The 22,508-nt window shown below is 58.6% G+C and carries 21 protein-coding genes; 6 read left to right on the top strand and 15 right to left on the bottom strand.

The genetic code is table 11. From position 1 onward, the window contains the following. Positions 1-167: 167 nt before the first annotated feature. Entirely contained in the window at positions 168-1,472 is a 1,305-nt protein-coding gene (gene brnQ, locus AB5Y71_RS17825) for a branched-chain amino acid transport system II carrier protein (protein WP_005335813.1), read from the bottom strand. 191 nt (positions 1,473-1,663) lie between these two features. Next, a complete protein-coding gene (locus AB5Y71_RS17820) occupies positions 1,664-2,374 on the bottom strand; it encodes a tRNA1(Val) (adenine(37)-N6)-methyltransferase (RefSeq protein WP_368172126.1) in 711 nt (236 codons plus the stop codon). 119 nt (positions 2,375-2,493) lie between these two features. On the opposite strand from AB5Y71_RS17820, the gene srmB reads away from it, so the two are divergent. Continuing rightward, positions 2,494-3,717, top strand: coding sequence for an ATP-dependent RNA helicase SrmB (gene srmB / locus AB5Y71_RS17815; RefSeq protein ID WP_005335816.1), 1,224 nt, complete (start codon positions 2,494-2,496; stop codon positions 3,715-3,717). 72 nt (positions 3,718-3,789) lie between these two features. Here the strand turns inward: srmB and AB5Y71_RS17810 are convergent, their stop codons facing one another. From AB5Y71_RS17810 to rnr, 4 genes are read right to left on the bottom strand one after another with little or no spacing between them, the layout of a single operon-like run. Then, a complete protein-coding gene (locus tag AB5Y71_RS17810; RefSeq protein WP_368172125.1) occupies positions 3,790-4,245 on the bottom strand; it encodes a GNAT family N-acetyltransferase in 456 nt (151 codons plus the stop codon). A 56-nt stretch (positions 4,246-4,301) separates the two neighbouring features. After that, positions 4,302-4,874 carry a Crp/Fnr family transcriptional regulator gene (locus tag AB5Y71_RS17805; RefSeq protein ID WP_368172124.1) on the bottom strand — a complete coding sequence of 191 codons (573 nt, stop codon included), beginning with the start codon at positions 4,872-4,874 and terminating at the stop codon, positions 4,302-4,304. Between the two features lie 2 nt (positions 4,875-4,876). Further along, positions 4,877-5,626 carry a 23S rRNA (guanosine(2251)-2'-O)-methyltransferase RlmB gene (gene rlmB / locus AB5Y71_RS17800; RefSeq protein WP_005354834.1) on the bottom strand — a complete coding sequence of 250 codons (750 nt, stop codon included), beginning with the start codon at positions 5,624-5,626 and terminating at the stop codon, positions 4,877-4,879. Continuing rightward, the gene (rnr, locus tag AB5Y71_RS17795; RefSeq protein WP_368172123.1) at positions 5,623-8,022 is read right to left on the bottom strand and encodes a ribonuclease R; all 2,400 of its coding nucleotides are present in this window, start codon (positions 8,020-8,022) and stop codon (positions 5,623-5,625) included. The genes rlmB and rnr overlap by 4 nt, the downstream gene beginning before the upstream one ends. Before the next feature lie 134 nt (positions 8,023-8,156). Here rnr and AB5Y71_RS17790 point away from each other — a divergent pair, with 134 nt between their 5' ends. Continuing rightward, the gene (locus AB5Y71_RS17790; protein WP_019445736.1) at positions 8,157-9,179 is read left to right on the top strand and encodes a GGDEF domain-containing protein; all 1,023 of its coding nucleotides are present in this window, start codon (positions 8,157-8,159) and stop codon (positions 9,177-9,179) included. 130 nt (positions 9,180-9,309) lie between these two features. On the opposite strand, the gene ompA is transcribed toward AB5Y71_RS17790, so the two are convergent. After that, a complete protein-coding gene (ompA, locus tag AB5Y71_RS17785; RefSeq protein WP_005335824.1) occupies positions 9,310-10,347 on the bottom strand; it encodes a porin OmpA in 1,038 nt (345 codons plus the stop codon). A gap of 265 nt (positions 10,348-10,612) precedes the next feature. Further along, the gene (locus AB5Y71_RS17780; RefSeq protein ID WP_368172122.1) at positions 10,613-11,650 is read right to left on the bottom strand and encodes an SGNH/GDSL hydrolase family protein; all 1,038 of its coding nucleotides are present in this window, start codon (positions 11,648-11,650) and stop codon (positions 10,613-10,615) included. Between the two features lie 254 nt (positions 11,651-11,904). Between AB5Y71_RS17780 and AB5Y71_RS17775 the strand changes: the two genes are divergently transcribed. Further along, positions 11,905-12,291, top strand: coding sequence for a YgiW/YdeI family stress tolerance OB fold protein (locus tag AB5Y71_RS17775; RefSeq protein ID WP_368172121.1), 387 nt, complete (start codon positions 11,905-11,907; stop codon positions 12,289-12,291). Positions 12,292-12,376: 85 nt separating this feature from the next. Here AB5Y71_RS17775 and mltC read toward each other — a convergent pair whose 3' ends face one another. The 3 genes from mltC to mutY all read right to left on the bottom strand — a co-directional run bounded on the left by mltC (position 12,377) and on the right by mutY (position 14,931). Beyond that, positions 12,377-13,480 carry a membrane-bound lytic murein transglycosylase MltC gene (mltC, locus tag AB5Y71_RS17770; RefSeq protein WP_042052484.1) on the bottom strand — a complete coding sequence of 368 codons (1,104 nt, stop codon included), beginning with the start codon at positions 13,478-13,480 and terminating at the stop codon, positions 12,377-12,379. Positions 13,481-13,597: 117 nt separating this feature from the next. After that, complete coding sequence (locus AB5Y71_RS17765) at positions 13,598-13,870, bottom strand: oxidative damage protection protein (RefSeq protein WP_005335828.1); 273 nt, start codon at positions 13,868-13,870, stop codon at positions 13,598-13,600. Positions 13,871-13,878: 8 nt separating this feature from the next. Further along, complete coding sequence (gene mutY, locus AB5Y71_RS17760; RefSeq protein ID WP_100652745.1) at positions 13,879-14,931, bottom strand: A/G-specific adenine glycosylase; 1,053 nt, start codon at positions 14,929-14,931, stop codon at positions 13,879-13,881. Positions 14,932-15,168: 237 nt separating this feature from the next. Between mutY and AB5Y71_RS17755 the strand changes: the two genes are divergently transcribed. Then, a complete protein-coding gene (locus AB5Y71_RS17755) occupies positions 15,169-16,407 on the top strand; it encodes a multifunctional CCA addition/repair protein (protein WP_368172120.1) in 1,239 nt (412 codons plus the stop codon). 118 nt (positions 16,408-16,525) lie between these two features. Here the strand turns inward: AB5Y71_RS17755 and AB5Y71_RS17750 are convergent, their stop codons facing one another. Both AB5Y71_RS17750 and AB5Y71_RS17745 read right to left on the bottom strand, forming a co-directional pair. Then, a complete protein-coding gene (locus AB5Y71_RS17750; RefSeq protein ID WP_368172119.1) occupies positions 16,526-18,124 on the bottom strand; it encodes a BCCT family transporter in 1,599 nt (532 codons plus the stop codon). A 9-nt stretch (positions 18,125-18,133) separates the two neighbouring features. Beyond that, positions 18,134-18,661 (bottom strand): hypothetical protein, encoded by a 528-nt coding sequence (locus AB5Y71_RS17745; RefSeq protein ID WP_005335836.1) that lies wholly within the window; start codon positions 18,659-18,661, stop codon positions 18,134-18,136. A 163-nt stretch (positions 18,662-18,824) separates the two neighbouring features. On the opposite strand from AB5Y71_RS17745, the gene AB5Y71_RS17740 reads away from it, so the two are divergent. Further along, entirely contained in the window at positions 18,825-19,304 is a 480-nt protein-coding gene (locus AB5Y71_RS17740) for a MarR family winged helix-turn-helix transcriptional regulator (protein WP_013723454.1), read from the top strand. Positions 19,305-19,375: 71 nt separating this feature from the next. On the opposite strand, the gene AB5Y71_RS17735 is transcribed toward AB5Y71_RS17740, so the two are convergent. Further along, positions 19,376-19,957: a YjaG family protein gene (locus tag AB5Y71_RS17735; protein WP_021231718.1), complete on the bottom strand. Its 582-nt coding sequence runs from the start codon at positions 19,955-19,957 to the stop codon at positions 19,376-19,378. Between the two features lie 162 nt (positions 19,958-20,119). Here AB5Y71_RS17735 and AB5Y71_RS17730 point away from each other — a divergent pair, with 162 nt between their 5' ends. After that, complete coding sequence (locus AB5Y71_RS17730) at positions 20,120-21,064, top strand: D-2-hydroxyacid dehydrogenase (RefSeq protein WP_368172118.1); 945 nt, start codon at positions 20,120-20,122, stop codon at positions 21,062-21,064. Between the two features lie 71 nt (positions 21,065-21,135). Here the strand turns inward: AB5Y71_RS17730 and mepM are convergent, their stop codons facing one another. Continuing rightward, positions 21,136-22,473 (bottom strand): murein DD-endopeptidase MepM, encoded by a 1,338-nt coding sequence (gene mepM, locus AB5Y71_RS17725; protein WP_005354854.1) that lies wholly within the window; start codon positions 22,471-22,473, stop codon positions 21,136-21,138. Positions 22,474-22,508: the final 35 nt, after the last annotated feature.

Below are 22,508 nucleotides of genomic sequence, written 5' to 3'. Positions count from 1 at the left end.
GGAGGTGAGAAGGGGGAAACCGGTTATAGCAGCAAAATACGGCTGCTCAGATGCAATCTGTGTACAGTGACAATTACGGCAGTGCAAAGCGAGGCGAGAAGCGAGGCTCACAGAAAACAAAAGAGCCTGCACGGGGCAGGCTCTTGGCAATATCACATCGGGTGTGATCAGGCAGCTTCGGCAGCCATCTCGGTCGGACGCACCATCACGCCAACTACGCAGGCCAGCAGGGTCGGCATCAGCCAGGCGAGGCCCTTGTCGAACAGCGGCAGGAAGGCAAACGCATCCATCTTCATACCGGCAGCACCCAGACCATCCAGGCAACCGAACAGGAAGGCAACCATCAACACGCCACGGAACACCAGACGGGGACGGCCGAAGTAACCCTTCAGGAAGGTGACCAGTACCAGCGCCACGGCAACGGGATAGATGGCAACCAGCACCGGAATGGAGAGGCTGATCAACTGGCTCAGGCCCACGTTGGCCACCACGGCACAGATAACGCCCAGCAGCACCACCAGCTTCTTGTAAGCCATGCCGGTCAGATTGTGGAAGAAATCAGAACAGGCGGAGATCAGACCGACTGCAGTGGTAAAGCACGCCAGAGTGATGATGGCCGCCAGAATGAACTGACCCGGCTGACCAAACAGGCTCAGTACGTAGGCGTTGACGATGGCGCCACCGTTGCTGACATCGGTCGCCACGCCGGCGGCCGTGTTACCCAGCTGGAACAGGGAGACGTATACCACGCTCAGACCAACGGCAGAGATGAGGCCGGCAATGGCCAGATACTTGAACTGGCTCTTGTAATCGTTGATGCCTTTCTGGCGCAGCAGATCGACGATCAGGGCGCCAAACATCAGGGACGCCAGGGTGTCCATGGTGTTGTAGCCTTCCAGGATCCCTTTGACGAAGGGGCTGTTCTGGTAGTCACCGGACGCATCAGGCATGGAGCCTTGCGGTGCTACGAATACCCCGATAGCCAGAGTCAGCAGCAGCAGCATCAGTACCGGAGTCAGGTATTTGCCGATGGCGTCCATCAGCTTGCCCTGGTTCATGGAAACCAGAATGGCCACACCAAAGAAGATCACGGTATAGGCAGCCAGACCCGCTTGCCCCATATCACCGATGAACGGCTTGAGGCCCATTTCATAGGCAACCAGACCGGTACGGGGCGCGGCAAAAGCCGGGCCGATGATGATATAGATGGCAACGGCCAGCGCAGTCGCGACACCGGCAGGCAGCAGTTTGGTCATGCCAGCCCAACCGTTACCGGCTTTCGCCACGGCCAGAATGGTCACCAGAGGCAGGCCCACGGCAGTGACCAGGAAGCCAAACATCGCCAGGGAGAGGTGCTCACCAGCCATGTAACCGGCCAACGGCGGGAAAATGATGTTACCGGCGCCCAGATAGAAGGCGAAGGTCATAAACCCTAATCCGAGTACATCGGACAATGTGAGTGATTTCGTCAAGTTCAACCTCGTCTGTCTTGTAAATTATTGCTTGTTATAGTTTTTATCGGTCGCTGACCGGGTGTGTTCAGGGGGTATAAAAAAAGAGCCCCGCATGTTTTTTCATCGCAACCAGTGGTTTTAGCTGGTCTGGAGCGGGCGCTCGATCTGGAACCAGCATAATGGCGTGGAAAAATAGTTCAAGACGAAATTTACATCTTCAAATAGAAGAGGTTGGTCAGTTGGATATATCTGTCGGAATAGACCCCATCAGCAGAATGGATCACAATTTCACCCCTCTCACACCTGTTTAATCCTCTACCAAGTAGCAATAAAACACGATTTGCCTCTTTACCCTCTCTGGTGATAACAGCTGTATAACAAATGCCATGCAGATCATAATTCGCCGAAATGCATAAAATTTCATCGGCCATCGCCGTCGGCAGCACCAGCGCCACCTGCCCGTTCGGGCTCAGCAAACGATCGCAGGCCGCCAGTAATGCGGGGCTGTCGAGGGCACCGGTATGGCGGGCCAACGCCCGCGCCGGATCGCTAAATGACTGGCCTGCCACGAAATAAGGAGGGTTGGAGACGACAAGATCGTAAGGGGCGGCCTGATAATCCTGAATGGCACTCTCTATGACGGTCACCCGATCGGCCCAGGGAGAAGCAGCCGCATTCTCCCGCGCCTGACTGGCCGCATTAATATCCAGCTCGACCGCATCAAGACGGCAGTCAGATCTGCTGCGTTGGGCCAACATCAGGGCGATCAGGCCGCTGCCGGTGCCGATATCGAGCACTCGTCGCGCCTGTTCGACCGGCGCCCAGGCACCGAGCAAAATGCCATCGGTGCCCACCTTCATGGCGCAGCGATCGTGATTGATATGGAACTGTTTGAAGGTAAATCCGCGACTACGTCCCATCTGGCCCCCGTCATCTGCAAAAATGGTGGGCGATTATAGCGGCTAAGACACACTCACCAATAGGAGCCGACGAGATAATCGCCTATAATCTGCCGTTTCCTTAATGACCGAGTATTGCCATGAGCCAGTCCTTTGATGATTTCGACCTGCACCCAGCCCTCAACCGGGCCTTGGCCGAGATGGGATTCACCCGCCCCACCACCATCCAGCAGATGGTGCTGGAGCCAGCCCTGGACGGCCGCGATATTCTGGCATCCGCTCCGACCGGTACCGGCAAGACCGCCTCTTTCCTGCTGCCGGCACTCCAGCATCTGCTGGACTTCCCGCGCCGCAAGCCTGGCCCCTGCCGCATGCTGATCCTGACCCCGACCCGCGAGCTGGCGCTGCAGGTGACCGCCCACGCCAAGGCGCTGGCGGCTCACACCAACCTCAGCATCGAGACCATCATCGGCGGCGTCAGCCATGAAGAGCAGCTGCCTGCCCTGACCAAAACCACCGACATCGTGGTCGCCACCCCGGGCCGTCTGCTCGAATACATCGAGAAAGAGGAGTTCGAGAGCCACGACATCGAAGTGCTGGTGCTGGATGAAGCGGACCGCATGCTGGACATGGGCTTTATCAAGGATGTGAACCGCATCGTGGAAGAGGCGCGCTACCGCAAGCACACCATGCTCTTCTCCGCCACCCTGGAAGGGGCCGGCCTTGAGAAGTTCGCCAACGAGATCCTCAAGGATCCGGTGGAGCTGCACGCCGAGCCGCCCCGCAGCGAACGTCGCCCCATTACCCAGTGGATCCATCTGGCCGATGACGCCGCCCACAAGCTGGCGCTGCTGACCCATATCCTGAAAGATCCGGAAACCCAGAAGGCGATCATCTTCGTCAAGACCCGCGAGCGTCTGGCGGAGCTCTCCGGCCAGCTGCAGGCTGCAGGTATCTCCTGCGCCTGGATCCGTGGCGAGATGGAGCAGAGCAAGCGTATCGAGTCGATCCGCAAGTTCCACGAAGGGGAAGTACCCTTCCTGATCGCCACCGACGTCGCCGCCCGCGGCATCGACCTGCCGAACGTCAGCCATGTCATCAACTACGACATGCCCTACGGCGCCGACGTTTACGTCCACCGGATTGGCCGTACCGGCCGCGCTGGCAACCGTGGCTGTGCCATCAGCCTGGTGGAAGCCCACGACATGGCGATGGTCGCCAAGATCGAACGCTACACCGAGGAGCGCCTCAAGCGCCGGGTGATCGACGAGCTGCGCCCGAAACACAAGGAAGCGCGGGTACCGGTGAAGAAGAAAAAACCGGTCGACAAGAAGAAGTCCGCCAAGAAGAAAAAGAAGAAGTGATCGCCTGGCGATAAAGAGAAGGGCCATCCAACGGGATGGCCCTTCTGCATTCTGAATCACTCTGACGAGTGGTTATGCCACCACTCTGCGCATTCCCATATGGGGGATATCGTCTTCGAGATAGCCTTCCCCTTCCGCCACAAAACCGTGCTGGCCGTAGAAGCCCTGCAGATGAGCCTGAGCACCAAGCCAGATGCTGTGGGTCGGCCAACGTGCCTCGCACGCTTTGACCGCCTCGCCGATCAGCTTATGACCAAGACCACCGCCACGCGCCTTGGGTGAGGTCACCACCCGACCGATGGCGGCACAGCTCTCATCGCCGATGCCGGGCGCCATGATCCGCGCATAGGCGGCCAGCAGCTCGCCCTGATAGCCGAGCAGGTGCCAGACCCCGTCGCGGCGATCCAGCCCGTCCAGATCCTGAAAGGGGCAGGTCTGCTCCACCACGAACACCTCGGCCCGCAGCGCCAGCAACTCATACAACTCGTCTGTGGTCAGTTCAGACCAGGGTTTCAGGATCCAGTTCATCGGCAACTCCTTATCAGTTCGGCCTGCCAGCATAATCGTGGCGCCAGCGCCCTGCATTAACCTTTGTTAAGTTCTTTCAGCCGTTTGCGAATGCGGCTCAAGCTGATGGCAGTAATGCCGAGATAGGCGGCGATCTGGTGATCCGGCACTCTGGCATCAAGCGCGGGAAAGCTGTCGAGAAAGTGCTGATAGCGTGCCTGCGGGCTGCCGGTCAGCAGTAACTGCTCCTTCTCCTCCTTGATGCGCAGCTGCACCTCCAGCAGGTGCTGGTACCAGCGCGGCCAGCCGGGCAACTGGCGCAAGTCGGCCAGACTGAAAAGCTGCAGACGGCAGGGCTCCAGCGCCTCCACGCTGTAGCGGGCCGGCTCGCCACTGAGCAGGTGGTGGAAGTCGAGAAACTCGTCCCCCTCCCAGTAGAACTCCTTGATGTACTCGCGGCCATCCTCCAGCACCAGCTTGGCCCGCAGCAGCCCCTGCTCCACCCTGACCAGCAGATCCGGGCTGTCGCCGGCATGCCAGAGGCAGCTTTTCGGGCTGAGGGTCAGCGGACGGGCAAAAGAGAGGAGGCGCGCGGCCTCCTCTTTATCTGCGACCTGCGCCCAATCGAAGGGGGGTCTGTCAGTCAGCATGATTAACCGCGACGCTGACGCACAGCTTCAAACAGGCAGACGCCGGTTGCCACCGAAACGTTGAGGCTGGATACCGCCCCTGCCATCGGGATGCTCACCAGCTCGTCGCAATGTTCGCGGGTCAGACGACGCATACCTTTACCTTCGGCACCCATCACCAGGGCCATCGGGCCGGTCAGTTTGGCCTGATAGAGGTCGTGATCGGCCTCGCCAGCGGTGCCGACAATCCAGACGCCGCGCTCCTGCAATTCGCGCAGGGTGCGGGCCAGGTTGGTGACCTGAATGAGCGGCACCACTTCGGCCGCGCCACAGGCAACCTTGCGCACGATCGGGGTCAGGCCGGTGGCCTTGTCCCGCGGCACGATGACAGCATGAGCCCCGGCAGCATCGGCGCTGCGCAGGCAGGCGCCGAGGTTGTGCGGATCGGTCACGCCATCCAGCACCAGCAGGAAGGGCTGGCTCTGTTGTGCCGCCAGCTCGTCCAGCAGGCTGGCCAGATCGTGCTCGGCGAGCTTCGGCGCCTCTTTCACCCGGGCCATGATGCCCTGGTGATTGTTGCCTTCCGCTTTGTCATCAAGGGTCTTGCGGTTCACGCTCTGCACCTTGAGGCCGAGGGATTCCAGCTCGGTCAGCAGGGGTTGCAGCCGGTCGTCATCCCGCCCCTTGAGGGCCCACACTTCGATGAAGCGCTCGGGAGTGCGCTCCAGCAGCGCGGTGACAGCGTGAATGCCGTAGATCAGTTCTGTACTCATTTAGTGCTCTTGGCCTTATCGCGAGCCTTTTTGCCCGGTCGTCTGTTGCTGGGTTTGGCACGGCTACCCTTGGCGGTTTTGCCGCTCTCCTTGCCATCTTTCTCTTTGCGCTTTTCGTGGCGCTCGGCACTCTTGGCCTTCTCTTTCTTGATCTCGGCCATCTTGCGAACCGCCTGCTTGGCGTTCTTGCCGGTGATCTTGAGGGGTTCTTCCACCATCACGAAGTCGATCTTGCGATCGTCCAGATTGACGCCCATCACCTTGACCCGCACCTTGTCGCCCAGACGGTAACGGCGGCGGAAGTTCTCGCCGATCAGCTGCTGATGCAGCGGGTCAAACTGGTAGTAGTCGTTGGTGAGGGTGCTGACGTGCACCAGACCGTCGATGTGGATCTCGGCCAGACGCACGAAGAAGCCAAAGCCGGTGACGCTGGCGATAACGCCGTCGAACTCGTCACCCACGTGATCCAGCATGTACTCGCACTTGAGCCAGTCGGCCACATCGCGAGTGGCATCGTCTGCACGGCGCTCGGTCATGGAGCAGTGCTCGCCCATCGGGTCCACTTCTTCCAGCTGGTAGTGATAACCACCGCTCGGAGTCCACTTGTGGCGCAGGTTGCCCTGTTGCTCCTTGGCGGTCTGATACTTGATCGCCCGGTGCAGGATGAGGTCGGGATAGCGACGGATTGGCGAGGTGAAGTGCGCATAGGACTTCAACGCCAGACCGAAGTGACCGATGTTGTCAGCCTGATAGATGGCCTGACGCATGGAGCGCAGCAGCATGGTGGAGAGCAGCTCCGCATCCGGGCGCCCTTCAAACTTGGCAGCCAGCTCGGCAAAGTCTTTCGGCTCGGGCTCGAGGCCGCCTTTGAGCTCCAGACCCAGTTCGGCCAGGAAATCGCGGAAACCGGTCAGACGCTCTTCGCCCGGACGGTCGTGGACCCGGAACAGGGCAAAGGCTTCGTTCTTCTCGATATAACGGGCTGCGGCGACGTTCGCCTGGATCATGCACTCTTCGATGATCTTGTGGGCATCGTTGCGCACCAGTGGCACGATGCGGTCGATCTTGCGCTGGGCATTGAAGATGAAGCGGGTCTCCTCGCTCTCGAACTCCACCGCACCGCGCTGGTGACGGGCATGCTTGAGCGCCTTGTAGAGGTTGTTGAGCTCCTCAATATGGCCCACCAGCGGATCATACTGCTGACGCAGCTTGGGATCGCCATCGAGGATCGCGGCAACCTTGGTGTAGGTTAGACGGGCGTGAGAGTTCATTACCGCTTCGTAGAACTTGTAGCCGGACATGCGACCAGCGGCGGAGATGGTCATCTCGCACACCATGCAGAGGCGGTCTACTTGCGGGTTCAGGGAACACAAGCCGTTGGAGAGCACCTCCGGCAGCATGGGCACCACGAACTCGGGGAAGTAGACGGAGTTGCCGCGCTGATAGGCTTCGGCATCCAGCGCCGTGCCGGGCTTCACGTAAGCGGAGACGTCAGCAATGGCAACCCACAGACGCCAGCCGCCACCGCGCTTGGCTTCACAGAAGACGGCGTCATCGAAATCGCGGGCATCTTCGCCGTCGATGGTCACCAGCGGCAGGGCGCGCAGGTCGATGCGGCCCTCTTTGGCTTTCTCAGGCACCTGCTCGCCGAGACCGGCAACCTCTTTGGTCACCTCTTCCGGCCAGGTGTGCGGGATACCGTGGGTACGCAGGGCAATTTCGATCTCCATGCCCGGCGCCATGTTCTCGCCCAGCACTTCCAGTACGGTGCCGACGGCATTGATGCGGGAGGTGGCGCGCTGATTGATCCGCACAACCACGACCTGGCTCTGACGAGCCCCTTTGTTCTCCCCTTCCGGGATGATGATGTCCTGGCCGATACGGCTGTCATCCGGCACCACGAAACCAACGCCATTCTCGACGAAGTAACGGCCGACAATGTCTGCCTCACGAGACTTGAGCAGGCGCACCAGACGAGCTTCCTGACGACCCTTACGGTCGATCTCGGTCGGCTGCACCAGCACGTAATCGCCATGCATCAGGCGTTGCATCTCTCGGTTGTTCAGATACAGATCCGGACCACCACCTTCCGGACGCAGAAAACCGAAGCCATCCTTGTGGCCGATTACATAACCTTTGACCAGATTAAGGCGATCCGGCAGGGCATAACATTGGTTGCGAGTGAATACCAGTTGTCCATCACGCTCCATGGCGCGCAGACGACGACGCAAGGCTTCCAACGGCTCTTCATCTTTCAGCTTGAGGACCTTGGCCAACTCTTCACGGGACATGGGCTTTTCATGGCCCTTGATGAGTTCCAGGATCAACTCGCGACTGGCGATGGGGTTATCGTATTTTTCGGCCTCGCGTTCGAGGAAAGGATCTTTTTGAGACATAAGCAGGCCTTAGGGTAGGTGGTAACGGTGCCATTATATCGGAGGGGGGGGCGAATGGCATCCATCGGCTGCCTTTTGGCCAATCTCTCTGTCATACTATCTTCAGTTCGCTGGCATGATGAGACACAGAACTCATGAGTAAGGACACATTTGCCCAATCTGCCGCCTATCTCAAACAGGCGGTTCCCTTGATGATCAAGTACCAGATCCCCACGACGCCGGACAATTACCACCTGTGGTACAACTATGTCTCGGCCAGCATGCCCGAGCTCAACCAAGCGATCGATCAGGCAGTCAAAATGCAGGGAACCTGCTCGCTCACCACCTGCGAGCGACTCTATCACCAGTATCTGGCCGCTCAGGACGAGAAGCAGATGGAGGCGATGAAACTGAGCCTCGCCGCCATGGCCAACGAGCTCGGCCACTCCATGCAGGACGCCATCTCCGATACCGGCATGTTTCAGGAGATGCTCGACAAGAGTTTTGACAAGCTCAGCCGCATTGATGACGAGGGCTTCAGCCTGGAAGACACCATGGGGATCCTGCGAGAGCTGGTGCGCGAATCGCGGGATGTGCGCATGTCCACCATGCACTTTCGCAACCAGCTCAGCAATGCGGAAAAAGAGATCAAGGAACTGCGGGCGGCGCTCAACGAGACACGCAAACTGGCCAACGAGGATGCCCTCACCAACCTGCTCAACCGCCGCGCCTTCGATCTGGAGCTGGAGGGGTTGATCCGCAGCCAGCACCCCTTCTCGCTAATCCTCGCCGATATCGATCGATTCAAGAACTTCAACGACGAGTACGGTCACCTGCTCGGCGATCAGGTGCTGCGCGCCTTCAGCAAACGGCTGCGCGATGCCTGCAAGGAGGGGGTCACCGCCTATCGGCTGGGTGGGGAGGAGTTCGCCATGCTGGTCCCCCATCGCTCGCTGGCGCTGGCCAGACAGATGGCGGAGAGCATGCGCCGCGCCATCGAGCGGATGTCGATTCTGGATCGCAAATCGGGCCGCCGCATCGACCACATCACTGCATCGTTTGGCGTGGGTGAGTTCAACGGTCAGGAGAGCGCAGACTGTCTGGTCGAACGTACCGACAAGCTGCTCTACAAGGCCAAGGAGCTGGGGCGCAACCGAGTGATGCCACTCCCTTCCTGATTTGTCCCCTGCCCGACCGCAATGCCAATGTAAAAAGCCAGTCAGATCAACTGACTGGCTTTTTGGTCTCTCTTGCTCCGACAGGGGCTGTTCCTTCCAGCCCCAGTGGAGATCTGCTCAGTGTGAAGGATTACTCCTGCACCTCGCTGACACCTTCGACTTTCACATCAACACGGCGATCCGGAGCCAGGCAGACGATCAGCTCACGCTTGGACTTGCTGACGCAGCTGTCGCCGGTAACCGGTGAGGATTTACCACGCCCTTCCACATTGATCTTGGCGGCCGGGATCCCTTTACCAACCAGATAGTTGGCAACGGTCTGGGCACGCTGCTCGGAGAGCTTCTGGTTGTAGGCATCGGAACCGATACGGTCGGTGTGACCAATTACGGTTGCCACGCCATCTTTGGGTCGCGCCTCTTCAATCTGGCTATAGAGGCTATCCAGTGCCTGACTGGCCTCTGGCTTGAGGGTCGCCTTGTTGAAGTCAAACAGCACATCGGAGCTCAGGGTGAACTGCTTCTCAACCATCACAGGTGCAGGAGCAGGTTCCGGAGCCGGAGCGGGCGCCACAGGGGCAACCTGACCAAAGCGATAAACCGCTGCCAGCGAGAGCAAGCCGTTATCCATTCTCAGACCGGTATCGTCACGACTGCCATACGGGGTGGTGTACTGATACTCCAGGCGAGCAGCCCAGTCGAGGTTGAATGCATACTCGGCACCCAGTGCACCGACCATGACAAAGCGGCTGTCATCTTTGTAGACATCGCTCTTGGTATCAGCCCAGCCATAACCGCCACCGACACGACCATACAGATCCAGATTATCGGTAACCGGGAAGCCCAGTTTCAGGGTCAGTTGAGCCAGCTGTGCTTTTACTTCATCACTGAAAGCGCCTGCCGCCGTAGTGGCATCGTATTTGTAATTGCCCAGATAGTCGTAACCCAGCTCCAGTCCCAGATTCTTATTGATCTGATAACCGCCAAACACGCCTGCACCCAAGGCATCGTTGGTCTCATTGCCAAGGGTCAGGGCATTGCTTTCATCAATGCCGTAGAAGTTGGACCAACCCAGTTTGGCACCGCCATACCAGGTGTTGTCTTGACCGGCAGCCTGGGCATTGGCCGCCAGCAAGCCGGTAACCAGCAAGGTAATCAATGATTTTTTCATGTTTGAGCCTCTGCAACTTTATGTAGGAGGAGGTTGATTGATATCACCTCGTCTTATAGGTGCAACCACCCAAAAGCGATCGCAGCATATCAACGTTAGCCTATTTTCAAGTCACTGATATCAATTAACAAAAAACACTCTAACGCAACCACGTTACAAAAACAGCAACAAACGTTTGTTATTTGAACTGAATGTGACGCAAAAAGACGCACAAATGAGGGCGGATAGGAGAAAAAGGCCAGCAACATGCTGGCCCGAAGCGATATCAGTGACGAACAAACTCGTAGTGCTGATCGATAAAGTCAGCAACACGCTGGCTCAGTACCTTGTGCACCGTCTTGGTCGGATGCACCTGATCCCAGAACATATGCTCATCGCAGTTGAGAGTCGCTGCTCGCCCTTTTGCCTGCCCGCTCACCACCGCCTGCGCCAGGATCGGGTTACCGGCAATAGCCACTCTTTCGGAGACACTCAAAGCCGGGGTCGCAGCCACCTCGGCGGCGCTGCCGGAGAACGGCTTCCATGTATAGCCACCACCGTAGCAGGCGTGTTCAGTGTCACTCAGCCCGAACTGCTGAGGATCGCGCATCATCTCGTCAAACTGCTTGTCCACTTCGAACAGCTTCACGATGCCAAGGGGAGCCAGCTCGCGAGTGAGGTTCTGCAACTTCTGGTTGTGGTAGCTGGCCACATGGCGCACCTTCTCCACCACCTTCATGCTGCGGGCTGACGGAGTCTGCCCCAGATCAGGAATGTTGAACAGCAGGATCTGCTGCGCACCGTTGAGCACCAATCGGTTGGATGCCAGCCGGATGGTATCGATCACCCGATCTGCATCCCGCTCGGTGTTCCAGCCATAAGCCAGATAGTCATTGGCACCGACCCAGATCACCACCAGATCATCGGGACGGAACTTGTCCTTTTTCAGGAACTGATCGATCTCGTAATCGAGGTTGTTGATCACCTGATATTTGGGGTCCCAGGACCAGAAACCGAGCCAGCCGTTCAGGGCGCCCAAATGGTTATAGGCCACCGCGGTTGCACCGCCTTCCGCCTCGTTGGCCACGACCAGACCGGGGAAACGCTCGTTACCCAACTGCTCCAGCCACACCGGGCCGTTGCTGAAGCGCCCGTTGAAGTAGGGTGGGCTGGAGGGGAGATACCCCCTCATCTTCTTGTACATCTTGCCGGTGTCGGAGAGGCTGTCACCAAACATCACAACCCGGGAAAAAGGTTGGCGTCCCTCTGCCGCTTGCGCGGTCAATGCCATTAACCCCAATAAACAAACAAGCCATTTTTTCATATTGTTATGCTCTTCGATTAAGCAGGTGAGACCTGCGGACTTCTCCTCGAGTGGCTACAGGCATGGGAAGAGTCTGCTACCACTGACTTCTGGTGAAGGCGACAGATTACTGTTCCAGATGAAATCACACATGTTCCGCCACCGATGAAATCGCTTGCGCTCACAAAACAGACAATCACACCAGCCTATTTCTTTCACGCTTGTTTCACGCCCCTCTCTGCACAATGCCCCCATCCCAACGACAGGAGCATGAAATGAACAAAGCAAGCGCAGCCATTATCGGAATGTTGACCCTGATGTCCGTATCCTCTTTCGCCATGGCGGCCTATACCGGCCCGCAAGAGCAGAACAAGGTTTCCGTTGCTCAACTGAAAGATCTGGCCGATGACAGCTGGGCCACCCTGGAAGGGAAACTGGTCAAGCACCTGGGCGGCGAGAACTATCTGTTCCGCGATGCCAGCGGTGAGGTGGAGGTCGAAGTGGATCAGGATGTGTGGCGTGGCACCGAAGTGGGCCCGGATGATCAGATCCGCATCCGTGGTGAAGTGGACCACAGCTGGAACAAGACCGAAGTGGAAGTCAAAACCCTGGAGAAAGTGGGCGCGGCCCCGCAGACCAAGGGCGGCTTTATTGCCAAATAAGGTCACTTCAACGACGAACTGGCCAGACGTTAAAAGGGCGCTTGATATCAAGCGCCCTTTTGCATGGTTAACCCAGCGTCACCGCTTAACCGGCCCGACTGGCAAAGGCTCTCTTGAACCCCTTCTCGGCCTGATTGACCTTGTAGAGGTAACGGCGCGCCTCCTCTTTGGGATGTTGTTCGGTCAACACCTGATAGACCGCCTCGGGGGAGAGCCGGTTGATCCGGCCCGGCGCCGCCTTGCGATCGCTGGAGAAGGTATTGAGTACCCCGCCCGCACCACCGTTATAGGCGGAGATCACCGCATAGCGACGGGAGCGCGGGTCCTCGATATCCGCCAGATAGACGGTCTGCAACAGGTGCAGATAGGCGGTACCAACATCGATGTTGTAGGCCGGGTTGAACAGCTCCTCCCGGGTTGGCTGGCCGTTCTTGCCCTTGACCCGCACATAGACGTCACGACCGGCGGTAGCCGGGATCACCTGCATCAGGCCATAAGCGTTGGCATGGCTCACCGCATAGGGGTTGAAGCTGCTCTCGGTCTTGATCACCGCATAGATCAGGCTCTCCGGCACGCCGTATTTGCGCGACGCTTCCCGGATGATCCCCGCATACTTGTAGCCCCGTCGGTCTTCATGGTTGGCCACCATGGGAATATCGACGAAGAAGATGGTGCGAATCCCCAAAGTGCGCTTCTTCATCGCAGTGTTGAGCAGGTAATCGGCATAACGCTCGGCGCGCCAAGAGGCGCGGATTGGCTGGCGCTGATTGTCCAGCACCTGACCGTAGAGGAAAGGCTCGCCGCCGGTCAGAATTTCCCGGTCGGAGTAAAGATCCACTTCGGCCGGATCGTCCGGCGTCAGCAGGGTCTCGATGATGGCGCGACGCAGGTGAGCGCGGGGATCGATGCCCGAGACCGTCTCCACCATGATGTGACCGCTGGAGAAGTCGATGTGGGCCCGGCTCTTGTACTGATCCGTGTATTTGACGTAGTCAAACTTGCCCGCAAACAGCGCCTCCCGCCCCCATATCTCGTTCACGTTATGGGAGAGCGCGCTGATCATGTGTTCAAAACCGCGGATGTCCTTGCCGTTGACCAGATCGTCATCCTCACTCCCGCTGGGCTTGGGGGAGGATGAGCAGGCAGAGAGAAACAGCAGGGTGCACAGCAGCCAAAAAATTCGGCCCATAGGATCCTCAAACCGGGCAGCAGAGCTGCCCATCATTCATTTGCTGCGACTTCAGGAGCGGTCACGCCAGTGTGGCGCCATTACCGCACCTGTTCACACGTACAACAGCCGGAGAGCTTACTGGGCAGGCGGGGTGTAACCTTCGATCTGCACTTCACCTGCATCAAACAGGTAGCTGACCATCTCTTTTTCCAGCAGTTGGCGATGCTCAAGATTCATCATGTTGAGCTTTTTCTCGTTGATCAGCATCACCTGTTTCTTCTGCCACTCGGCCCAGGCTTCCTTGCTGATGTTGTCAAAAATCCGCTTGCCGAGCTCACCGGGATAGAGTTGGAAATCCAGACCCGGGCCCTCTTTTTTCAGGCGTTGGCAAAATACAGTACGGCTCATGTTGACCTCTATGGTTGTAACTCTGGATAGGCGAGCAGACGGGCCGTGGCGGCCGCCAGCCCCACCTCGGCAGGATGGCGTAAGTTATACCAGAGTCGGTTATCTGCTTCCATGAGCCGCAGCGGCTGCGCCTCATCAATGTCAATCAGCAGCGGCTGAATATCGAGATGGAAGTGGCTGAAGGTATGGCGAAAACCGGCCAGTTCCCGATAACCGTGATGGCTCAGGCCGAGGGATGCCAGCAGACCATCCACCTCCGCCAGCGAGGCCACCTGCGGGAAGCAGTAGAGCCCGCCCCAGATCCCCTGTGGCGGCCGCTTCTCCAGCAATAACTCGTCACCATGGCGGATCAACAACATGACGCCATCGCGGGCCGGAATGCTCTTCTTGGGCTTGCTGTTGGGATAAGCGGTAGGCTTGCCTTGCGACAGCCCCTGGCAATCGGCCCGCACCGGACAGCGATCACAGGCTGGCTTGCTGCGGGTGCAGATAGTGGCCCCGATATCCATCATTGCCTGATTGTATTGCGCCACCCCCAGCTTGGGGGTGAGCCGGATGGCGATCTCCCACAGCTCGTTCTCCACCTGTTTCTGGCCGGGCCAGCCCGGCAGCGCCAGCCAGCGGGTGAGTACCCGCTTCACATTGCCATCAAGGATGGCGTGGGGCTGACCCAGAGAGAGCGACAACACGGCCCCGGCGGTAGAACGACCAATCCCCGGCAGCGCCATCACCTCGTCAAAGCGCTCGGGAAAGAGACCATGGTGATGATCGCGGATCTGCTGGGCCGCCTTGTGCAGGTTGCGGGCCCGGGCGTAGTAGCCCAGCCCGGTCCAGTGGTGCAGCACCTCGTCGACAGGGGCATCGGCCAGCGCCACCACATCGGGGAAGCGCGCCATAAAACGCTGGTAATAGGGGATGACTGTGGCGACCTGGGTCTGCTGCAGCATGATCTCCGAGACCCAGACCCGGTAAGGGGTCTTCTCCTGCTGCCAGGGCAGGGTTTTGCGGCCATGAAGCTCGTACCACTCCAGAACCCGGCTTGCGAAGGTTGATTGATTCACGTTGTTCTCATGTCGTTGATATATGGGGAACTCTGCGGTTCCTTCGGCTCATCTGGCCTGAGCGGGCATAAAGTCATCCCGCAGCACAGCGCCAGCTGTCTGGTGCGGCAGCGTAAGGCCTCGTCACGCCCAAGTCAAAGCCGCGCTGACTGGCGCTGCAGGCAGGTGGTGGTCAAGCAGCAAAGCGGTAACAAAGACGATATACTCGGCCCCACAATTGATGACGGGAGAGACGGTTTGCAGACTTATCTGGTTGGGGGCGCAGTGCGGGATCGTCTGCTGGGATTGCCGCAGGGCGACAGGGATCATCTGGTGGTCGGCGCCACCGTGGAGCAGATGCTGGCGCTGGGGTTTACCCAGGTCGGTCGTGACTTTCCGGTATTTCTTCACCCCAAAACCCAGCAGGAGTATGCCCTCGCCCGTACCGAACGCAAACAGGGTCAGGGCTACACCGGCTTTGTCTGCCACGCTGCCCCCGATGTGACGCTCGAGCAAGATCTGCTGCGCCGGGATCTCACCATCAACGCCATCGCCGAAGATGATCAGGGCCAACTCCACGATCCCTACGGTGGCATCAAGGATTTGGAAAAACGGCTGCTGCGCCACGTCTCCCCCGCCTTTGCCGAAGATCCGCTGCGCATCCTGCGGGTCGCCCGCTTCGCCGCCCGCTTCCACGCTCAGGGCTTTACCATAGCGCCGGAGACCCTCGCACTGATGAGCGAGATGACGGCCGCTGGCGAGCTGGCCCACCTCACGCCGGAGCGGGTCTGGAAGGAGCTGGAAAAAGTGCTGCTGGGGCCGACCCCGCAGATCTTTATCGAGGTGCTGCGCCAGTGCGGCGCCCTCAAGGCACTCTTCCCCGAAATCGACGCTCTATTCGGCGTCCCCGCCCCGGCCAAGTGGCACCCGGAGATCGACACCGGCATCCACACCCTGATGGTGCTGGAGCAGGCGTGCCGGATCTCCCCCGAGCTGACGGTACGCTTTGCTGCCCTCTGCCATGACCTTGGCAAGGGAGTGACCCCCAAGGAGTTCTGGCCAAGCCATCACGGTCATGGCCAGAAGGGGCTGCCGCTTATTCGCGCCCTGTGCGAGCGGTTCCGGGTTCCCAACGAGTGCCGGGATCTGGCTCTGCTGGTGAGCGATCTGCACACCCACATCCATATCGCCTTTGAGCTCAAGCCCGCCACCCTGCTCAAGGTGTTCGACAAGGCAGATGCCTGGCGCCGCCCCGAGCGCTTTGCCCAGCTGCTGGATGCCTGCCGCGCCGACTTCCACGGCCGCACAGGTTTCGAGGAGCGGGTCTACGCCGAGCCGGACTATGTGGCCGAAGCGCTGACTGCCGCCCAGGCAGTGCCGGTGAAAGAGATAGTGGCGGCCGGTTTCAAAGGGGAAGAGATCAAGGAGCAGCTCGCCAAAAAGCGGACCGATGCCATCAGCCGCATCAAGGATGAGTGGACCTTTATCGAAGAGTAACCTCGGCCCCATAACAGACGGCCGCCCTGATGATGAGCTCCGCAAGGAGAGCATCGCCAGGGCGGCCGTTTTGCATCCAGGTTTATATGTAAAGGGGCGCTAACCCCTGCTGGTGCTGTTATGCCGGACCAATTCGCTCCATCAGGCTCATATGGGATGAGCCATCGTGACGCTTGAGATTCTGGCGATATTCGAACTGGCGCTGGCTCTCCTGCTTGAGCCCCAGCATCAGCGAATAGCACATCGCCAGCATGATCACCGAGAACGGCAGCGCGGCTATGATGCTGGCTGCCTGCAAGGCTGCCAGGCCGCCAGAGACCAGCAGGATAGCGGCAACCAGCCCCTGCCCAAGACCCCATACGGCGCGGTGCAGTACCGGCGGCTCCTGATCACCGATGGAGAGCAGGGTGGTGATGACCAGCGTGCCCGAATCACTGGAGGTGATGAAGTAGGTGCAGATGAGCAGGGTCAGCACGGCCTTGGCGATCCAGCCGAAGGTATCCCAGTGCAGCAGCTCGACCGTCTTGTAGAGCGCCAGCGTCACATCCTGATTGACCGCAGCGACCACGCCGCCACCGCCAAACAGCTCCAGATTCATCGCCGTACCGCCAAACACGGTGAGCCAGAACATGCCGAGCAGCGAGGGTACCAGCAACACACCGAGCACAAACTCGCGGATAGTGCGTCCCTTGGAAATGCGGGCGATAAACATGCCGACAAACGGCGCCCAGGCAATCCACCAGCCCCAGTAAAACGCCGTCCAGCTCGACTGCCAGGCCGAAGTACCGTTGGCTTCAGTGTTGGTCCAGAAGCTCAGTTTGACGATGTTCTGCAGGTAATCACCGATGTTCTGCACATAGGCGTTGAGGATATAGGTGGTCGGCCCCAACACCAGAAAGAGCGCAAGTACGAAGACGCTCAGCCAGATATTGAGCTCGGAGAGGATCTTCACCCCTCGCCCGACCCCGGAGACCGCCGACAGAGTGGCGATCAGGCTGATGCCACCAATCAGCCAGAGCTGGTTGGACTGCGACACCGCCATACCAAACATCTGGTTGAGGCCGGTATTCATCTGGGAGACCCCCAGACCCAGGGAGGTCGCCACCCCGAAGACGGTGCCGAACACCGCCAGCACATCGGCCGCATGGCCCCAAAAACCGTAAATCCGCTCGCCAAGGATGGGGTAAAGCACAGAGCGGATCGCCAGCGGCAACTTGCGCCGGTAGCTGAAAAAGGCCAGCGACAGGCCAACGATCACATAGATGGCCCAGGGGTGCAGGCCCCAATGGAAGAAGGTGAGGCGCATAGCGATCTGGGCCGCTTCCGGGGTCATCCCTTCGGTAATGAACGGATTGCCCTGCAGATGGTTCATCGGCTCGGCGATGCTCCAGAACACCAGACCGATCCCCATGCCAGCGCTAAAGAGCATGGAGAACCAGGCGAAGTAGCCGAACTCCGGTACCTGGTCGTCGTCACCCAGCCGGATGCTGCCAAAACGGCTGAACATCAGGTAGACAGCGAAGAACAGGAACAGGGCGACCACCAGAATGAAGTACCACTTGAACCCGGCAATAATCTGATCCTTGGCACCGACAAACCAGGCGGCCGCGGTATCGGGAACAAATACGCCAAACAGCAAAAACAGGGTGATCACGGTGAGGGCCGTCATGGCCATGGTGGGGTTGAGGCCTTTCAATAGCCCTTTGCTTGCTCGCATCCAGCCTCCTTAGTCGTTGTTGAAAAAGTCTTCGCCTACATGATCACCGGCACCGCCGATGGCGCGATAGACCAGTTTGCCGGCTGCCTGTTCGCGGTGATCCACCAGCGAAACCGAGGGCTGGCCGTTCACGGCGTGACGCTTGCCAAGGAAGATGGCCATGGGGACGCCCAGATTGGAGATACCGCTGGTGATCCAAAGGCGGTTGAAGTCGTAAGAGCCACCGATAAACTCCAGCTGGGCCAGGCCGGTATCGAGGCCGGTCAGATAGAAGTTCATGGCACTTTCGTCAGGAAAGAGGTGCACCAGCACATAGGCGTAGCGCAATTCATTTACCAACTCCTTTAGGTTGAAAGTACCTGTCTCGCTGCAAGAGAGGGGTAACTCACCATCATAGTGGTGTACTTTAAGGTTGTTGGGGTCTTCATCATAGGCAGGCTGATAGCGCACAAAAGCCGAGGTATCCGGCAGTTCATAGCGCACTCTGACAACACGTAACTCGGCCACCAGAGACTTGATATCCAGCTCGTCATTCATCATTTCGCTCCTCAAATGTCAGGGTGAATTCCGTGAAATGCCCGTCAACCTAACACAAAATTAGTTAGAGCAGAAATTATTACATCAAAAACCATATTGACCTTGTGACGAATTAGGCGGAAAATTTTGCTCCTCTCCATAGCCTTCCAATGACGCACACCCAATGGAAAAACATGATGAAGTGCTGGTCGCCCTGCGCCAGATTATTCGTGCCATCGACATGCACTCCAGGCGCTTGATTAAAGAAGCCGGGCTCACCTCCCCGCAACTCTTGCTGCTCAAAGGGATCGACGAGCTGGGACAGATCTCCATGCGCCAGCTGGCCGATCACACCAACATGAGTCAGGCCACCGCCACCACCATCATGGACCGATTGGAGAGCCGCCAACTGGTGCAGCGCGTTCGCAGCAATACCGACAAGCGCAAGGTTCACGCGACACTGACTGACGCAGGCCGCGCCCTGCTGGCCCAGGCCCCCACCCCGCTACAAGAGCGCTTCATCCAGCGTTTTCAGGCGCTGGAAGCGTGGGAACAGACCCTGCTGCTCTCCTCCCTGCAACGCATCTCCTCCATGATGAATGCAGACGAAATCGACGCAGCCCCGGTGCTGAGCGTCAGACCCCTCACCGAAGAGCAGGCATAAGCTGCTGAACAATTTCAGGCATAAAAAAAGCTCCCGAAAGGGAGCTTTGTTCTATCAGGGGTCGTAGAGGATTACTCTTCCAGGCTGATCCCGATATTGGAGACGCCATCCTGAGAGGCGAATGCTCTGATGGCCAGGATACGATCGCTGTCGCGCTCATGGGCAACCCGCTTGAGCAGTTCAACCTGGAACTCCAGCTCAGCTTCCATGTACTCGTGCTCGTAGAGCTCCTCTTCGGTCAGATCCCGCTCTTCCAGCAGCTCGATAAAACCGGCCACGGTACCGACTGACGCATGGCTGGCATCGTTGGCCTCTTCGCCGACCCGGCAGATCACCGAGTTGTAGGCGCAGCCCAGCGCAACACAGGCATCCAGCGCAGGATAGGCACCGTAGGATTCAAACTTGCGGGGATCCGGAATGTGAGACTCGAACTCTTCGAGAATGGCACCCAGATTGACCCTGGATCCCTTGACGGTGAGGTAGACCCACATCTGATCCAGCGCATGCCGGAAAGCACCAGCATTGCCAAAGCCGGAGGCCTGACAGAACAGGGCATAGTTGGGGTACATGCGCTCTGCCAGCGCCAGGGTGTAGACGGTCTGTTGCCAAGGCTGTAGCTCGGCCAGTCGCTTATAAAACTTGTCACCAAACACTGGAGTCGGATCCTTTGCAAAATGTGGGGCAGATTGTAGCCCACGAGGGGCGTGGCGAAAACGAAAAAGCGCCCTGGTCGGCTATGTTGCGCTGGCAACTCGGGTAAGATGGGACGAGAGCGGCATCTTGTCGCGCCGCAAATTCTGATAAGGAACAAGAGTATGAGCCAACGTACCCTTCTTTTGCTCAGCCAGGATAATGCTCACTACGAACGTCTGCTAAAAGCGGCCAACCTCCCTCATCTGCGCATTCTGCGGGCCGACAACCCGAGCGATGCCGAACAATTTATCGGCGAGGCCCATATTCTGCTGGCCGAACCAGCCCGCGCCAAGCCACTGCTGCCCAAAGCCAACAAGCTGAGCTGGTTCCAGTCCACCTATGCCGGGGTCGACGTGCTGCTCGATCCTGACAGTCGCCGTGATTATCAACTCACCAATGTACGCGGCATCTTCGGCCCGCTGATGAGCGAGTATGTCTTTGGTCATCTGCTCAGCCTGATGCGCCAAATCCCCCTTTATCGGGAGCAGCAGAAACAGCGACTGTGGCAAAGCCACCCCTATCAGGGTCTCAAGGGGCGCACCATGCTGATCCTGGGGACCGGCAGCATTGGCCAGCATATCGCCCACACCGGCAAACATTTTGGCATGAAGGTGCTGGGCATCAGCCGCAGCGGTCGGGAGCGGGCCGGGTTTGATCAGGTTTATCAGCTACCTGCGCTCAACAAGATGCTGGCGCAGGCCGATGTCATCGTCAGCGTGCTGCCAGCCACCCGCGATACCCGTCATCTGTTCAATGCCGCCCGCTTCGAACACTGCAAACCGGGCGCCATCCTGTTCAACGTCGGTCGTGGCAGCGCCGTGCACTCTGGCGATCTGCTCACCGCACTGCGTACCGGCAAGCTGGCGATGGCAGTGCTGGATGTGTTCGAGCAGGAGCCGCTGCCCGCCGACAGTCCATTGTGGGGCCAACCCAACCTCATCGTCACCCCCCACAACAGCGCCTACAGCTTCCCGGATGATGTAGCCCAGATCTTTGTGCGCAACTACATCCGCTTTATCGATGGCCAGCCACTGGACGGCAAGATCGACTTCGACAAGGGTTATTGACCCTCACGGCGCATGTAAAAAGGCCCCGCCAATCTGGCGGGGCCTTTCATTTCAGGCTGTGACGACAGGAATCAACCCGCGGCCAGCTCCTTGCGGTAGCTCTTCACCTTGGCAAGGAACTGACGACGCTCCTTGCCGCTGAGCGGTTCAGCCATCGGCAGCTTGGCTGTCATGGCATTGACCGGGCGGTTGTTGATCCGCAGCTCGTAGTGCAGGTGAGCACCGGTAGAACGACCAGTGTTGCCGGAGAGGCCGATCTTGTCGCCCATCTTCACTCGCTGACCGGTTTTGACCAGCAGCTTGCTCAGGTGCAGATAACGGGTAGAGAGAGTACGGCCATGCTTGATGACGATATAAGTGCCCGCTAGCGGGTGGCTGGTTGCCTTCTGGACGATACCATCGCCAGTCGCCAGCACTGGCGTGCCCACCGGCACCGCAAAGTCGGTGCCCTCGTGAGGACGCACCATACCGGTTACCGGATGTTTGCGCGCCGGGTTGAAATTGGAGCTGATCCGATAGCGGCTGTGGGTCGGGTAGCGGCGGAATCCGCGCTCCAGACTGTTGCCCTGACCGTCGTAATAGTTGCCGTCATCGGAGAGCCAGGCCGACACCGTCTTGCCCTGGCTAGTCACTTCCACACCCAGCAGCTGGCTGTTGCCAGTGCTCTTGCCTTCCACCGTCTCCTGGCGTACCAGCACTTTGAACTTGTCGCCCTTCTGCAGATCCTTGGCGAAATTCATTCGCCACTGGAACAGGTTGGCAATTTTCTGGATATGGTTGGCCGGAATCCCCGCATTGCGGGCACTGACATAGAAGCTGCCGTTGATCACGCCGTTGTAACGCTGCGGTTGCCACTCGACCTTCTCATTGATCATGGAGGCGGTATAGGCATCATCGCTGCGCGCCATCACCAGCGTCTGCTTGATGTTCAGGCGGATTTTGAGTTGCTGCAGGATGTTGTCCTGATCGATCAGCAGCTCGATATTCTGGCCCGGCTTGAGGCGCGCCAGATAGTTCTTGTTGTCCGCGTCCAGCACCTTGTAAAGGGTGGTGGTGGAGAGACCGAGATTGTTAAAAATGGCGGTCAGGTTTTCGCCGTTGCGGACCCGGTAATCCTGCCACTGGGGGGTGGTATCAACCGGGATGTCGTCATCCGGCGCACTTTGATCAACCAGTTCGTGATCGGGAATTTCGTTAAAGTCGGTGTTGTTTTCGTTGGTTGCCGTACCTGCGGTATCAATGGGCAACTCAAGACGCAGCGGCCGCTCAAGGATGTCACCCGGAGCTGGCAATAATGCCACTGCTGACAGGGTCATGGCCGTCAGCATCAGCATGGCGTAAAAGTGTTTGCGGGGAACCGGTGGTTCCCAATTGGCAGCCTGTACTACCAAGGGACGGAGACGTTTCATCCGCTATCCTGTATTTAGATCTAAAGAGTGTGAGT

Origin of the sequence: Aeromonas sp. R9-2 (assembly GCF_040908025.1) — a bacterium.
In the GTDB taxonomy this organism is placed as follows: Bacteria; Pseudomonadota; Gammaproteobacteria; order Enterobacterales; family Aeromonadaceae; genus Aeromonas; species Aeromonas veronii.
This window is presented reverse-complemented; position numbering and strand designations above follow the sequence as displayed.